The organism is Anabaena sp. UHCC 0253 (assembly GCF_009712085.1).
Classification (GTDB): domain Bacteria; phylum Cyanobacteriota; class Cyanobacteriia; order Cyanobacteriales; family Nostocaceae; genus Dolichospermum.
On sequence record NZ_VILD01000002.1, the window covers coordinates 337,623 to 353,112 of the forward strand.

The window sequence follows — 15,490 nt, forward strand, 5'->3', positions numbered from 1 at the left end:
CTCACAATTACTAACTTCCCCAAAATACCATGCAGGACATAGGCGAAATTATCAACAACAGGGTGCTGCTGGTTGCGCTTGTAGCTTGTTTTGTGGCTCAAGGATTAAAGCTTATCGTTGAGTTAGTAAAACATCGCAAATTAAATGTGCGTGTTTTAGTCACCACTGGAGGTATGCCCAGCGCCCATTCAGCCCTAGTGACAGCCCTAGCAGACGGTGTTGGCCAAACTTTGGGTTGGGCTTCTCCAGAGTTTGCCCTGGCTACTGTTTTTGCTATCATTGTTATGTATGATGCAGCCGGTGTCCGTCAAGCTGCCGGTAAACAAGCACGCATACTCAATCAAATGATTGATGAATTATTTCATGAAAAACCGGATTTTTTCCAAGACCGTCTCAAGGAATTGCTAGGACACACACCAGTTCAAGTTATTGCTGGTTCGGTTTTAGGTATAGCTATCTCTTGGTTGGCTAGGGCTGCATATTCAGTTAATTGACAACTAACTTTTAACGGACGGTTGATCGTAGTAGGACTACTTTACGACCATCTGCTAAGATAGCAACAAAACCACTTTCGCTGAGTTTTTTTAATGTGTTATATGCCTCTTTTTGATTGGTAGTATAAACAGCCAGCAAGTAAGGCCGTTGTCCATAAGACACTAAACCTACATCACCCCCTACAGCTTGCTGGAGACTACTAACCATTTCTGGACGATTAAAATAATCCACCAGAATTGCATAACCTTCCCCTAATATTTTGGGGTTATAGCTAATATTTGATGGTGCTATTTGAGGTGGTATTTGTGGTGTTTGTCCTGTCGCACGAGTCGTGATAATGGCAGATAAACCAACTATATTCTGAATATATCTAGCCCAACGATTAGCATCATCAATCTTTTTAAACCCACCAATTCGCGTTACTGTTTGGTTGGTATATTTGCAGGTAACTGATTTTAGTTCAGTCGGTAAGGCGCTACGTAACTGCTTTTGGTTTTCAGTTGTTGGACTAATTACTAATAATAGATATTCTCCCGCATTTGGTGGTTGACAATTAGGAAGATTTTGTTGAGCAATAACAGGATGAATTGTGCTAAATAAAGGAGCAACTGTTAATAATAAAACACTTGATAAAGTTTGTATTTTTTGCATAAATTGTATATTTGGTAATTGGTAATTCTTATCTAATCCCCTAATTCCCCTTTTCCCCTATGAAGAAACTGCGCTCAGAGATGCCAATGGATTAGGTATGGTATCGGAAGGCGCTGAAAATTCACCAGTAATAACATACTCTAACCGCAGTTTTAGCCAAGTAATAAATTGGGGATTAGTAGAAATAATAGCTGCTGCTGGTTGGGGGCATTTCTTTTTAATAGCTGCCATTTTCGGCGTTTCTAAAAATGCGGGTTGCTTAATTAACCAAAAATCAATTTCTTTTTCTTGTTCGTGGTAGTTACGAGTGCGTTCTTTGAGAACTTCTTCTATCGGTTCTTCTTCCAGGAGGAAGTGTTGACTGGCCAAAATGTAATAGTATGTTTGCATTGTCTGTGTTTGCTGACTAATTCATAACTTTAGGGTACAGTGTTAAGGCTGTACCCTGATCAATTAACTTTTCTTGAATCCCTTAAACCAAGAGCCAAAGGGACAACTACTGCCCTTATTTTCACTATTTTCTAGTTTGCCACCTGCTGTCAGATTTTCTAAGAACAGGGCATTATCAAAATAGTGTTCTAAGGAAACTACTTTTAAATCATCGGTAACTTGAGCTACACTCATACCGATAATTTCTACGGTTTTCCCTGTTGGTGCATAACCTTTGTATGTACCCTGAAAGTGTCCCCAATGTCGCCATTTAAATGTAACATTGGGAGGACCCGAATAAACTGCCAATACTTCCCAGGGGAATCCTTGGGGAAAGGTACTATGAAAGATATCATGGGATGATTCAAAACTTTCTTCTGAAGCTTTGTAATGTTCAGAATCAGCCATAAATAAATTATAAGTACCCTTAGCACCTAAATCGGCAGCGGTATATTCTTGACCACCATTGCTACTTACCCGGAATTTGTCATTAACGATAGATAACCACTGTTGGGGGTTAATTTTCCATGAGGCTTCCATTTCGAGGGTTCTTACCAGGTTTTCGACGATCGCTTCCAGTGTACCGTCCAGATGATTGTGGATGCTCTCTTTGGCTAGGTTTTCCCGTGAACGGCTATAGTCAGGGGGTTTTTGAGAGCGCCATTGAGCATCAGTGCTGGCTGCAATTACTTGATCTCGATCCTGTACCCATAAGGGTAGGTTGTTAGACTGTTGAGAAGTCATAGTAGTTTGAAGTTTCCAAATTTGACTTTTGAGGATTTCGCAGCTAACACCCCTCTGGAAGAAATTAAAAATTGGGAATTAAAAATTAAAAAAGCAGAACATCTTTTTAATTTTTAATTGTTTAATTTTTAATGGGAACGCAGTGACATGGCTTCTTTCATTTCTCGGACTGCTCTTTCTATACCTACTAAAGCTGCCCGACTAATTATAGTATGACCAATGTTGAGTTCTTCCATACCTGGAAGGGCAGCTATGGGGTAAACGTTCCAGTATGTGAGTCCATGACCGGCATTCACACGCAAACCAGCTTTAATCGCTTTTTCACAGCCTTGGGCTAATAAAGCTAGTTCTTTTTGGCGAGTTGTTTCATCCTTGGCTTCTGCATATTGTCCTGTATGCAGTTCGATGAATTTCGCTTTGATCTTGACAGATGCCTCAATTTGTGGTGGTTCGGCATCAATAAACAAACTCACGGGAATGCCAGCATTTTGCAATTGATCAACTATTTTTCCTATTCTAGCAATTTGTCCGACAATATTTAAACCACCTTCTGTAGTAATTTCTTCCCGTTTTTCAGGAACTAAGGTGACGTAATCGGGTTTGATGTCTAGGGCTATGGCTAACATTTCTTCGGTGGCTGCCATTTCTAAATTGAGATGGGTTCTCACTGTTTGCCGTAATAGACGCACATCTCGATCTTGAATATGTCTTCTATCTTCGCGCAAATGGGCAGTAATTCCATCTGCACCTGCGAGTTCTGCTAATATAGCTGCTGCTATGGGATCTGGTTCTACTGTCCGCCGCGCTTGACGAATAGTAGCGATATGGTCAATATTAACACCGAGTGTAGGCACGTCTTGTTTCTCCTGTTGTACTGTTTTCAGATGTTGATTTTAGCGGAAATTAAAAAGACAAAATAAGTATAAATTGCCATAAAAATTATAGATACAGCAGATTGTAGATAGATGAGGTTCACCAACACAATATTAACTACACTTTTTCAGTGAATTCCCTGATTATTTAGTTTCTTAATTTGCGTAAAAATAAAGTATTATCTTAACGTCACACTTACATCCATACGAAAAACCTCAAATATCATTCATATCTAGAAGCTAATTTTCGAGTTACTTGCAAGTATTGTAGCCAAAATAGTTAGAGCTACGCGGCTATATGAAGTAAAAAGTCTAAGCAGGCTTTACTTTTTACTATATCCATGTTTCCATTTCCTGATAATCTTCAGATAATTTCTTTTTCGAGTTATCCAGAATTGTAATATTTGAGACAGGCATCAATGATTTATATCCTTGCTCAAGCAGCATCACCATCGCCGACTACTGATACTGTATCCGCAGCGTTATTAGTTACACCAAATGCGGTGCAGATAGGTGCATTTTTGTCCACATTAGGTTTATGTGCGGGAGTTTCTTTTTTACTTTATATAGGATTATTCTATATCCTGCGATCGCTAGTTCGTAAATGGGAAAAGGATACATTACTACTAATTCTCGGTATTTCCCAAACTCCTCTAACTATCATTTTTATCCTTACCAGTCTTAAATTTTCTCTCCTCCATTTGAATAGTGCTGGAGTATTCATAGACTGGATTCAAAGGGGGCTTACGGCTTTTCTGATAGGAGCTTTTACTTATTGGTTTACCCAGCTATTTAATGAAGCAGCAGTATCCTCTTTGAAAGCCTACGCGAGGAAAACAGAGGCTGTTTGGGATGATGTTTTAATCCCACTTCTACAAAATTTCATCCCTGTAATTACATATATTATTGGCATCTCTCTATTTTTCACTACACTGGGTGTAGATTTAACAGGAATAGGATTAGCATTAGGTAGTATCACAGTAGTTTTGGGATTAGCTGTCAAAGATATCCTCAGTAACTTCTTTAGTGGTTTAGTTCTATTAGTTGATACACCCTTTAAGTTTGGAGATGTGATCACTACTTCTGATGGTTCATTAGCAATTATCAAACAAATTGGCATTCGGGTGACAAAGTTGTATTTAATTGAACAACATTGTGAACTTTATATGCCTAATGCGGCTTTAGGAAATCAAAGTATTACTAACCTCAGTCGTCCGACTACTCACTATGCTTATACAATTAAAGTAGCAGTAAGAATTGATGCTGATTCAGTTGTAGCTACAAATATTCTCAAAGAAATTGTTGCTGGACATCCCGATACTTTAGCTAATTTTGATGAGAAAATAAAATCATTAGATAGCTTCTATGGTTTGAAAGAAGCTGAGGAAGATAAGCTTTCTAAAAAAGATGCAGGACGTAAACGTATCTCACTGGAGAAAGAAGTAAATCTTCAGTTAAAGAAAATCCACACTGCTTTTGAGGAGTTAATTGCAGAAATTAAACTTCTGGAAAAGGGTGGATTAGATACACAAGAACTGAGAAGTCTTCAAAAAAACTATATAGAGGTATTAAATTTAGTAGGAATGGTTATTCTTACTGAACGCAAGGGTAAAAGACAACGTTCCTGGCTAGAAGAAGAACAAGTATCAATTGGTAAACAAAACCTCATTAGCTTAGTGAGATTTTGGTATGAAACCTGGTTACAAGATCCAGATTTAGTAGCGGAAGATAGCACTATTTTGCCAGATGAATGGGAACAAAAAATTGAAGTCTTAAAAATTAAACTGAATAAATTATTTCAGAAAATTTCTAATCCAGGAGTTGATGAAACTAGGTTAGATGACTACGCAGCAAAATTGTTAGATTGGTTAGAAACTAACTTTAAAGAGTCATCTACTGCTTGGAAAGAACCACAAATTCAAATTACGGATATCCAAGGTTCTTCTATGCAATTTTCTGTGAGGTTCTACATTGATAATATTCAATTAGAACATTGGCGACGTGGGGAAAGAGTAAAAAATGAAGTGCGTCGAGAAATGATTCGGCGCTTGAGACTGGCTCATATCTACACTGGTTAAATAGTCCCAAGGTTAGTAGTCAGGAGTTAGATTTTTGTTTTGAGAACTAATTCCCTGACTACTAACTAACGGTTAAAGACTTTTACAAAAGTCCGGGTAGATTATAATGTAGAGATTGAGGGCTTGATCAAAAAGGTGATAATCACTCATGACTACCGACAACAATCTAGCCATTGTGGAAGTGGAATGGGAACCCCATGACCCACCTACAGATTTAATATTTGATGATGGTGAACCCTTGGAATCAAATCGTCACCGTATTGCCATGAATGTCCTGATTCGGTCATTGCAGCAGCTTTGGTCTGACCGCAATGATTATTTTACTGGCGGCAATATGTTTATTTACTACAGTAGTACCCAGATTCGCAATCGTGATTTTCGTGGTCCTGATTTTTTTGCTGTTCTCAATGTTGATGGTAATAAATCTAGGCAAGGTTGGGTAGTTTGGGAAGAAAATGGTCGCTATCCTGATGTGATTGTGGAATTAATGTCACCGTCTACAGAAGGAATAGACAAAGGTATTAAGAAAGACCTTTATGAACAGACTTTCCGCACCTCAGATTATTTTGTTTATAACCCATTTGATCCTAATTCTTTACAAGGATGGCATTTAGATGATAACCAACAGTATCAACTTTTAACTCCCAATGAAAATGGTTGGCTTTGGTGTAGACGTTTGGGTTTATGGTTGGGAACTTGGGAAGGAACTATAGATAGGGAAACTGCGATTTGGATAAGGTTTTATGATGTTGCTGGGAATATAGTTTTGTTACCAGAGGAAGCAGCTAAATTACGGGAGGAAGAAGCTAAATTACGAGAGGAAGCAGCTAAATTACGAGAGGAAGCAGCTAAATTACGAGAGGAAGAAGCTCAGGCAAAAACGGCTAAATTGGCTGCTAGATTAAGAGAATTGGGTGAAGATCCAGATATGTTTTGATATATTTTCTGGAGAATAAATCTAGGTTGGGTTGACATTAAAAAACCCAACATCAAATTTTTTTTAACTTGAAGCACTGGTGTAAAACCGTAATGCAAAGCGCCAAAATTGTGTGGAAATGAAAAACAATAATATAGCCAAAAATACTGTGCCTATTAACCAAGTAAATTGAATTTGACCTAATATTATTTGGGCAGGAACTGTGGTTAAAAAAACAACTGGTACTATGAAGGTAAAGAAAAGGCGGTAAGTAGCTGGGTAGGCGCTAATTGGATATCGGCCAGCTTCTAAAAATCCCTTTAATACTTCTGTCAGATTATATATTTTTACAAACCAAATGCTAGTTGCTCCTAATATGAACCAGAGGCTGTAAAGAATAACTAAACCACAAGCTAAAGGAAGGATACCAAGTAAATATTTGTCAATTCCTAAGCCGAGTTTTTTACCAGCATAGCCAATAATAAGTAACCCAAAGATTAAATCTGGTATTCCCCAAAGAGAAAGGGTATGGATAGATAACCAAAACTGACTACGAATAGGTTTTAATAATACAAAGTCTAAAGTCCCTTCCTGGACATGACGCACAATTCGGTTTAAGTTAGGAGCGAGAAATGTTGCTGAAAAGCCTTGTAGTAAGGTGAAAATTCCTAATATGATTAGGGCTGCGTCCCATGACCAACCTGTAAAGGTGTAACCTGTGCGGTAAAAAAGGAACAAACTGAAAAGACTACCTACCAAATTACCTAAACTACTAACAGCAGCAATGATAAAATTGATACGATATTCCATTTCGGATGCGATCGCTGCACTCCAAAACAATCTTAGCACTTTTAAATATCTTTGCATTTTCCCTCTGTTAACCAATACCTACACAATAAAATAAATTTATCCAAACTTAATATAATTTTTATTTTATAAATTTAGGAAGGTTAAGATGTTGGATGCAACATTACATATAATTATTCATGTAATAAAAAAATAGCCCTAAATAAATCATAATGAAATCTGTAACTTAAAGTTTATTCTTTAAGTTAGACTATTTTGGATGTATCACTTAAACCAAATTCACCGCAATATATGGCTAAACTTTCTAACGAATTACAACGCTATTTTTTTGATGAAGAAAGACCGGAAAAGGTAAATTTAGCAGATATTTTGTTATTAGCTCAAGAAAGAATTTTTGGGTTTTTGTTGGTGATTTTGTCCCTACCTTCAGCTTTACCAGTTCCTGCACCTGGTTACTCTGTTCCTTTTGGTATTCTAATTTTTATTCTGGCTGCACAGTTAATTGCAGGTGCAAAAACCCCTTGGCTACCTCAAAAGATGCTTAATCATCCTCTGCAACTATCTACGGTTCGGGGATTTTTGAAAGCGGGACTACCTTGGTTGCGAAGAATTGAAGCGATCGCTCGTCCGCGTCTATCTTATATTTGTACCACATTACCAGGTAGAATTACTATTGGTTGTGCGATCGCTCTCATGGCCATTTCGATGATGATTCCTATCCCTGGGACTAACACTTTACCAGCAATGGGTGTTTTTGTTACTGCTTTTGGGTTATCAGAAGATGATGGTGCTATCAGTTTAGGTGGTTTAGTTTTGTGTCTCATGGGAGCAATTCTAACTACCTCTATTCTATTTGCTTTGATGTGGGGTGGTTCTAGTCTTTTGGATATGATCAAAACTTGGTTAGGAAGATAATTTTATGACCTCCAATTCCCAAATTAAACCAAAAGCTGGTAGCGTCAAACAAAGGAAAATATTTTTGTGGATGTTACGACTTGAAAACACGTTCTAATTATTGGCAACTTTTACCCTATATCCGCACCCAGTGGGAAACTATCACTAAGGGTTTTGTGGGGATTTTGGGATATGTACTGGCAACTTTAACCCTGATTAATGTCGCGGGTAAGTTGGCAGTTCCTTTTGGAGATGGTAATGTATTAGCGATCGCTCAATTAACGGGAATTAGTGCTTTAGTATTTCTTGTCAGAGGCTTTTTTCAATCTGTGCAAGATTTATATATGGCCAGGGCAGCTTTAAGGATAGCTTTTTATCTCCGTCAACAGGTTTATACACATTTACAAAAACTCAACCTCAGCTATTTTGAAACTGCTAAAGCTGGGGATTTATCTTATCGTCTTACGGAAGATGTTGATCGGGTTGGGGAAGTTATTAATAAGCTGTTTCATGATTTTGCTCCCTGTGTTTTGCAGCTAATTGCTATTCCCATTTACATGATTTATTTGAATTGGCAACTTACCTTAGCGACGGTAATTGTTGCCCCAATTATGGGAATTTTAATTGGTTGGTTTGGGGAAAGATTACGTAAATATTCTCTCAAAAGTCAAAATCGTATTTCTGATTTATCTGCTATTTTAACGGAAGTTTTCAGCGGGATTCGGTTAATCCAAGCTTTTGCAGCCGAAAAATATGAAATAGAGCGATTTAGTCACGAAGCAGAACGCAGTTTTAAAGCTAAATACTCAACAGAAAGATTAAAGGCTATTCAAATTCCCATTGTGGGTTTTTTAGAAGCTGTGAGTGCCTTATCTTTGCTGATGGTTGGAACTTGGCAAATATCTCAACGCAATTTAACGGTAGGTGAATTTTTTAGTTATTTAACAGCAGCAGCTTTGTTAATTGATCCTATTGGTCATACTACCAATAACTATAATGAATTTAAACAAGGTGAGGCATCGGTTGACCGAGTTTTTGAGTTATTAGCAATTCAACCAACGGTATTAGAAAAAACTAATGCTATTAACCTGCCGGCTGTTAATGGCAAAGTTGAATATTGTAATATCACTTTTGCCTATAAATCAGGAGAACCTGTATTAAATAATATTAGTTTATTAGTAATGCCAGGTCAAGCGATCGCTCTAGTTGGTGCTTCTGGGGCTGGTAAAACTACTTTTGTAAATCTCTTACCTCGATTCTATGATCCTGAAGTTGGGGACATTTTTATAGATGGTGTAAATATCCGAGATGTGACTTTAAATAGTTTAAGAAAACAAATTGGTATTGTTCCTCAAGAAACAATTATGTTTTCAGGAACTATTGCCCAAAATATCGCTTTTGGACAAAAGAATTTTGACATTGAAGCAGTGGAAGCAGCGGCAAAAATTGCCAATGCTCATCAATTTATTCAGCAATTACCAGAAGGTTATCATACTTGGGTTGGTGAGCGGGGTGTGAATTTATCAGGGGGACAAAGACAACGAATTGCGATCGCTCGTGCAGTCCTTCTTAACCCACAAATTTTGATACTTGATGAAGCAACATCGGCGTTAGATTCAGAATCAGAAGCTTTGGTACAAGAGGCTTTAGAGAGATTGATGGAAAAACGCACGGTGTTAATTATTGCCCATAGATTATCAACAGTGCGGAAGTGCGATCGCATTTTGGTTTTGGAAAAAGGGCAAATTGTCGAATCAGGAAATCATGAGGAATTATTAGGTTTAGAGGGGAGATATGCACGGTATTATGCTCAACAGTTTTCTTGACAATTTTTTGATGTTGGGCTGTTAAGCAACTATATTCTGGTAGTTAAGTTACAGTGGTAGTAAAGTTGATTAATGGGAGTACACCTCAAAGATGTCTAATAAACTATATGATAGCGATTTGCAATTATGGATTGAGCAAACAATTCAACAATTACAAAATCGTGAATTTACATCCCTGGATATTGAGAATTTAATTGAGGAGTTAGTTGATTTGGGTAAGTCAGAGAAGAATACACTCAAAAGTAATCTGAAAATATTATTAGCTCACTTACTCAAATTAAAAATTCAGCATGATGTACCCGATACCATGAAAACAAGTTGGTATAGTTCTGTTGTGGAACATCGTCAACGGGTTTTAGATAATCTTGAAGATACTCCATCTCTAAAAAGTTTTTTAATAGAAGCAGTAGAAAAAGCCTATCCTGATGGGCGTAAATTGGCAATTAAGGAGGGTAAATTGGCTAATTTTGGGGTTAGTGTACCGCAAGAGAGTGAATATCCTATAATTTGTCCTTTTGAGATAGAGGAAATTCTAGATGAGGATTTTTATGGGGTATAAAAGCGATATTTTTTTGCTATACCTTGATGAAGGATAATTCATGAATTACTTCTACTTTGATTCTGTTTTGAGAAAGTCTTGTAACTAAAAATGAAATTTCATATTTTAAATAGAATAAATAAACAAAAAATAGTCGCTGAGAACCAACTTTAGCTATTAGACAGGAAATTTATTTCCTGGATTTTTTATAGAATCAAACGATTTAACTTCATTATTTTACCAAATTAATTCACTACCGATGACAAGAAAAATATTAACTGGAATCAGTTCCACAGCTTATGAACATCCTTTTGATCGTAAAGCTTTGGCTTCTTTACAAAATATGCCTGGTGTCTCCCCTTTACTTAAAAAAGTGAACGAATATGGTATTGATCGGTTGCTGAGATTACAAAGTCTTGGTAGTGAAATTAGAGTCACACCCCGAAATTTTCCCCAATTATATCAACCATTTTTAGAAGCTTGCCAAGTTCTTGATATTGCTACTGTTCCTGAATTGTATTTATTTCGAGGGACAGGACATATTAAAACCTATATTATTGGCGTAGAAAAAACCATTGTGGGGATTAATCTTGATGGGATGGAATGGTTGAATTATGATGAATTGTTGTTTATTTTTGGATATGAACTTGCTCGAATTAAAAGTCAGCATATCATTTATCATCAAATGTCAATTGTCATGCCTGCATTGAAAATGTGGTTAAGTAGTACCACTCTAGGAATAGGCGGATTGGTAGCTGGTGGTGTAGAATTGGCATTATATAATTGGGTAATGATGGCAAAGTTTACTGCAGATCGGGCTGGTTTATTAACTTGTCAGGATGTGAATGTCGCCACTACTGCACTAATGAAACTTGCAGGTTTACCGGAAGAGTATTTAACTACTGATGTGATCGAAGATTTCTTAATTCAATCCCGCGAGTTTGCAGCTAATAGTTTTGATAGTCTTGATCAAGTTACAAAAATATTAAGTTATTCAGAATCTAGTCTTTCTTGGTTGGTGATGCGGACTGGTGAATTATTAAAATGGGTTGATTCTGGAGAATATGAACATTTAATTCAAGCAGAGAATCTCAAACCACCGGAAACGGAAGAAAAAGAAGGATGGAATTTTTTGACCTCTTGGTGATGAAAATAAAAGCTAATACGATTGCCTCTAATACTTTGCTATGAGGCAATCGTAATTTTAAGTTTTGCCTAATTTTTCCACAAGGCAATACCACCTAATAACCCCGTAATATTGGGAATTAATTTCACATTTAACGGCAAATTCATATTTATTCGCACTGCTTCCCCACCACCGATATAAAGACAATCACAGTTAAATAATTGTTGCAAAGAAGCGATCGCTTTTTGTAATCGCTTATTCCATTTTTTCTGTCCAATCTTTTCTAAGGTAGCCCGTCCTAACTGTTCTTCATAGCTTTCTCCTTTGCGAAACCGATGATGTCCCATTTCCATGTTAGGAACTAATTTCCCATCTACAAATAAGGCTGAACCAAATCCTGTACCCAAGGTAATTACCAGTTCTACACCTTTACCAGCGATCGCTCCTAATCCCTGCATATCTGCATCATTAATCACTTTGACTGGTTTGTTTAACTGTTCAGAAAGTGTTGTTGCTAAATCAAATCCAATCCAATTAGAATGGAGGTTGACAGCAGTTTCTGTGACTCCACTACGCACTACACCAGGAAAACCAACTGATACCCGATGATATTCACCTTGAGCGGCTGCTAAGACGACAATAGTATTAATTACTACTTCTGGTGTCGCGGGTTGGGGTGTTTCTAATCTGCCTCTTTCGGTTAAAGGTTTGCCCGTAATATCTAACACCATTGCTTTGACACCACTACCGCCAATATCTACAGACAGGGTACGAATAGATCCGTTATCTTCTAACATTAATTTTTCTCTTTTGCTGCAACTTCTTTGGTTATTATGCGTTGTTAAATTACTATTAGCAGGATATGTTTTAATAGTTTTTATATTACTCAAGTTGCTTGTTATTAATGCTGCTGACTTTTATTATATGTAGGTATGTTATACAGGATAATTTTTAGTTGTGACACATTTTATCTCATCTAACTAGCAATTTAACTTTTCAATGTATATTCAGTCGCTAAAAAGACTTAGCATGAGTTATTATACCTGTACTACATTTAAAAATCTTACCTATTGCCTTCAATTCTTAGTTTCTGTATTGGATATGAATAAAAGAGGTAAAATTGCTAAAATCATTAGACTTTAAAAGTTTTTTATCAGTATGATAGAAGAAATTGACTAGATACTTCAATAATTATGTTAATAAGATTTACAGTAGAAAATTTCTTATCCTTTAACCAAAGGATAGACTTTAATATGATTGCTTCAGATGATCCGCATCATAGTCATCATGTAGTTGCAGGTGATTCTCAGGAGTCAATAAGATTATTGAGAACATCTATTATTTATGGTGCTAATGCTTCTGGCAAATCTAACTTAATTAAAGCCATGAAATTCGCCAGAGATTTTATTGTAGATGGTGTTGAAAAAAATAAAAACATAAATATAAATAATTTTAAACTCGATAAAACTTGTTATACAAAACCATCTAGGTTTGAGTTTGAGTTTAGAATGAATGATAAACAGTATGCTTATGGTTTTGTAGTTGATAAACATAAAATTCATGAAGAATGGTTATTTGAAATTGGTATAAATACAGAAATTTCGATTTATGAAAGAAGGGCAAAAGATTTTGATTTCCATAATTTTAATCACGAGGTTTTTTTGAATATTTCTGAAGATGAAAAAAATAGGATTCGCTATGAAGCAATAGGTACAAGAGAAAATTTATTGTTTTTGACTAATTCACAAGAACGTGAAATCAAACAAATAGAATCTATATATGAATGGTTTAATGATGTTTTAACAATTATTTTTCCTAATTCTAAACCTCTTCTACCTTTTTTCAGTCAATCAGTTCAAAATTCTTTGAGCAAGTTTTTAGAATCATTAGATTTAGGAATTAAAAAACTTAGTATTGCCACAATTGATTTAGATGAATATCAACAAATACCCACAGAAATCAAAGAAGATATCAAAAAGAATTTTCCTGATGAAGAAGGAGAAGTAAATGCAATATTTATACCTAGCTTGCAATGTATTATCTCTCAAGCAAAAGACGAAACTGATAAATTAACAGTTCTCAATTTATCACCAGTAAGATTTGATAAAGAAAATAGTGAAGTTAAGTTTGAAATATCAGAAGAATCAGATGGGACACAAAGGCTAATAGATTTATTTCCCATGCTGATACATTTAGCGCGTGGAAATGCTGTTTATGTAATAGATGAAATTGAAAGAAGTTTACATTCTTTACTGATGAAGAAACTATTTGATTATTTTTTAAATAATCCTGAAAACCGAAATTTAAACAGTCAGTTAATTGCTACTACTCATGAAGTTTATTTACTAGATATCAAAGATATTTTTAGAAAAGATGAAATCTGGTTTGTAGAAAAAGATAAATATGGACAATCTATACTTTATTCTTTAGCTAATACAGACGTTGACAATTTAGATTTAGCTGTTGGATATCTTAATGGAAGATTTGGAGCAATACCTTTTATTAAAGATTTAAAATTAATGGGATGGAGAGAGAAAAAATAACATGGGAAGACAAAGAAATACAGATTATCAAGGTAGATCAAGTTATATTGCTGGTAAGTGCGGTGAAGATGGAAAATGGAAGCTATATATAATAGCTGCGGAAGGAGATAAAACTGAATATCAATATTTTAATGCCTTAACAACTAAATATGAAGAGGATTTTCGGATTGGTAATATTCATGTAGAGTATATAGATAGAGAAGAAGAAAATGCTTGTAACTCAGATCCTCGGTATGTATATCAAACTTTACTTCAATTTTCACAAGAATTAGAGAAAAAGTATAATCTTACAGAATATGATGAATTATGGATTATCATAGATACTGACGATTATAATAACCGAAAGCAAACTATTTCTGATATAGCAAAAAAGTGTTATGAAAATCCTATATATAAATTATGTATTAGTAATCCCTGTTTTGAAATCTGGTTAATTCTCCACTTTTTTGATTTAGAAACAAATTTACAAAATGCAGGAATTTTAGAAATTACTGAATTTATTAGTTTAAAAAATTATATTCAAAATCAATATATCAAAAAAAGGCCAGGAATTTGTAAAAAAATATGGAATATGATTCACCAAAGTAAGAAACAACCATCTTTTACAAAAATTATTGAATATATACCAGAAGCAATTTCTAGATCAAAAATGCTTGATGAGTTGAATATAAATGATCCAGATTATCCAGAACATAAAATTGGTACTGAAGTTTATAAGTTAGTGGATAAACTGATAAAACTTTCTATAAATTTAGAAATTTAAGGAATTGCTATAGTAGCTATTAAGCGTTAGTTATTGGAGGAGGTGCGTAGTTTTCACATTACTGAAACTAACAGAAGTAGGTTATAGTACATTCGGTAGATAAGCGATCGCTTGATTCTAGAATAATTTTTTGATTAGCACCAATTTTATCTAAATTTGTTAATGTAAGAATAGTGTAAATATTGCTAATGTTAGCGTGCTTTTCTATTAAAACTATTATTTGAGCAAAAATTATGACAACCTTTAACTCTAATAGCCTGCGTTCTTACAGTCAAGAAGATGTACAGCAAATTCTCCACTTAGCGATCGCTCGTCAAGTTGATGATAATGATCAAGAATTTTCTTATCAACAGATATTGGAAATTGCCACAGAGTTACAAATATCACCCGCTACTCTGCAACAAGCGGAACGGGATTGGTTAGTGAAACAAAGTGAAGTGGAACAGCGGAAAGCTTTTAATCTTTATCGTCAAAGTAAATTTAAAAAACGTTTAGGAAATTACGCAATTATTAATATTTTTTTCCTAGCGATGGATTCCATTAGTGGCGGTCTTTCTTGGTCACTTTACATCTTACTCGCTTGCGGACTAGCCATATGTTTAGATATTTGGAATACTTTTCAAACGAAAGGTGAAGATTACGAAATTGCTTTTCAAAACTGGAATCGTAAACATCAAATCAAAAAAACAATTAATACAGTTTTAAATAAATGGTTTAAGGTCTTTAGTCCTTAAACCTAAGAAAAGTCAGAAAGAAAAGAAAAAACTCATGTTTAAAAACATCTTTTTTTGACTAAGCTTTAAACTAG

At 35.3% G+C, this 15,490-nt stretch carries 16 protein-coding genes; 10 read left to right on the forward strand and 6 right to left on the reverse strand.

What is annotated here, in order from left to right:
• Positions 1-29: 29 nt before the first annotated feature.
• Entirely contained in the window at positions 30-494 is a 465-nt protein-coding gene (locus FJR38_RS05615) for a divergent PAP2 family protein (protein ID WP_168496329.1), read from the forward strand.
• 10 nt (positions 495-504) lie between these two features.
• On the opposite strand, the gene FJR38_RS05620 is transcribed toward FJR38_RS05615, so the two are convergent.
• From FJR38_RS05620 to FJR38_RS05635, 4 genes are all read right to left on the reverse strand, one after another.
• Positions 505-1,146, reverse strand: a complete 642-nt coding sequence (locus FJR38_RS05620) for a hypothetical protein (protein WP_168535882.1) — start codon at positions 1,144-1,146, stop codon at positions 505-507.
• 57 nt (positions 1,147-1,203) lie between these two features.
• Positions 1,204-1,536, reverse strand: coding sequence for an MgPME-cyclase complex family protein (locus FJR38_RS05625; protein WP_168496333.1), 333 nt, complete (start codon positions 1,534-1,536; stop codon positions 1,204-1,206).
• Between the two features lie 63 nt (positions 1,537-1,599).
• Positions 1,600-2,319, reverse strand: coding sequence for an ester cyclase (locus FJR38_RS05630; protein ID WP_168496335.1), 720 nt, complete (start codon positions 2,317-2,319; stop codon positions 1,600-1,602).
• A gap of 128 nt (positions 2,320-2,447) precedes the next feature.
• Positions 2,448-3,173 carry a pyridoxine 5'-phosphate synthase gene (locus FJR38_RS05635; protein WP_168496337.1) on the reverse strand — a complete coding sequence of 242 codons (726 nt, stop codon included), beginning with the start codon at positions 3,171-3,173 and terminating at the stop codon, positions 2,448-2,450.
• A gap of 437 nt (positions 3,174-3,610) precedes the next feature.
• Between FJR38_RS05635 and FJR38_RS05640 the strand changes: the two genes are divergently transcribed.
• Together FJR38_RS05640 and FJR38_RS05645 are read left to right on the forward strand one after the other, a co-directional pair.
• Positions 3,611-5,269: a mechanosensitive ion channel family protein gene (locus FJR38_RS05640; RefSeq protein ID WP_168496339.1), complete on the forward strand. Its 1,659-nt coding sequence runs from the start codon at positions 3,611-3,613 to the stop codon at positions 5,267-5,269.
• A gap of 148 nt (positions 5,270-5,417) precedes the next feature.
• Positions 5,418-6,206: a Uma2 family endonuclease gene (locus FJR38_RS05645; RefSeq protein ID WP_168535884.1), complete on the forward strand. Its 789-nt coding sequence runs from the start codon at positions 5,418-5,420 to the stop codon at positions 6,204-6,206.
• A 63-nt stretch (positions 6,207-6,269) separates the two neighbouring features.
• On the opposite strand, the gene FJR38_RS05650 is transcribed toward FJR38_RS05645, so the two are convergent.
• Positions 6,270-7,052: an ABC transporter permease gene (locus tag FJR38_RS05650; protein ID WP_168535886.1), complete on the reverse strand. Its 783-nt coding sequence runs from the start codon at positions 7,050-7,052 to the stop codon at positions 6,270-6,272.
• 231 nt (positions 7,053-7,283) lie between these two features.
• Here FJR38_RS05650 and FJR38_RS05655 point away from each other — a divergent pair, with 231 nt between their 5' ends.
• From FJR38_RS05655 to FJR38_RS05670, 4 genes are all read left to right on the forward strand, one after another.
• The gene (locus tag FJR38_RS05655) at positions 7,284-7,907 is read left to right on the forward strand and encodes an exopolysaccharide biosynthesis protein (RefSeq protein WP_168496345.1); all 624 of its coding nucleotides are present in this window, start codon (positions 7,284-7,286) and stop codon (positions 7,905-7,907) included.
• A gap of 80 nt (positions 7,908-7,987) precedes the next feature.
• Positions 7,988-9,712, forward strand: coding sequence for an ABC transporter ATP-binding protein (locus FJR38_RS05660; protein WP_168535888.1), 1,725 nt, complete (start codon positions 7,988-7,990; stop codon positions 9,710-9,712).
• Positions 9,713-9,803: 91 nt separating this feature from the next.
• Positions 9,804-10,271: a DUF29 domain-containing protein gene (locus FJR38_RS05665; RefSeq protein ID WP_168535890.1), complete on the forward strand. Its 468-nt coding sequence runs from the start codon at positions 9,804-9,806 to the stop codon at positions 10,269-10,271.
• Positions 10,272-10,509: 238 nt separating this feature from the next.
• The gene (locus tag FJR38_RS05670; protein ID WP_168535892.1) at positions 10,510-11,397 is read left to right on the forward strand and encodes a M48 family metallopeptidase; all 888 of its coding nucleotides are present in this window, start codon (positions 10,510-10,512) and stop codon (positions 11,395-11,397) included.
• Positions 11,398-11,465: 68 nt separating this feature from the next.
• On the opposite strand, the gene FJR38_RS05675 is transcribed toward FJR38_RS05670, so the two are convergent.
• Entirely contained in the window at positions 11,466-12,173 is a 708-nt protein-coding gene (locus FJR38_RS05675) for an ROK family protein (protein WP_168496353.1), read from the reverse strand.
• 456 nt (positions 12,174-12,629) lie between these two features.
• Between FJR38_RS05675 and FJR38_RS05680 the strand changes: the two genes are divergently transcribed.
• From FJR38_RS05680 to FJR38_RS05690, 3 genes are all read left to right on the forward strand, one after another.
• The gene (locus tag FJR38_RS05680; protein WP_168496355.1) at positions 12,630-13,919 is read left to right on the forward strand and encodes an ATP/GTP-binding protein; all 1,290 of its coding nucleotides are present in this window, start codon (positions 12,630-12,632) and stop codon (positions 13,917-13,919) included.
• Between the two features lies 1 nt (position 13,920).
• Positions 13,921-14,682: an RloB family protein gene (locus FJR38_RS05685; protein ID WP_168496357.1), complete on the forward strand. Its 762-nt coding sequence runs from the start codon at positions 13,921-13,923 to the stop codon at positions 14,680-14,682.
• Between the two features lie 233 nt (positions 14,683-14,915).
• A complete protein-coding gene (locus FJR38_RS05690; protein WP_168496359.1) occupies positions 14,916-15,416 on the forward strand; it encodes a 2TM domain-containing protein in 501 nt (166 codons plus the stop codon).
• The last annotated feature ends 74 nt before the right edge of the window (positions 15,417-15,490 follow it).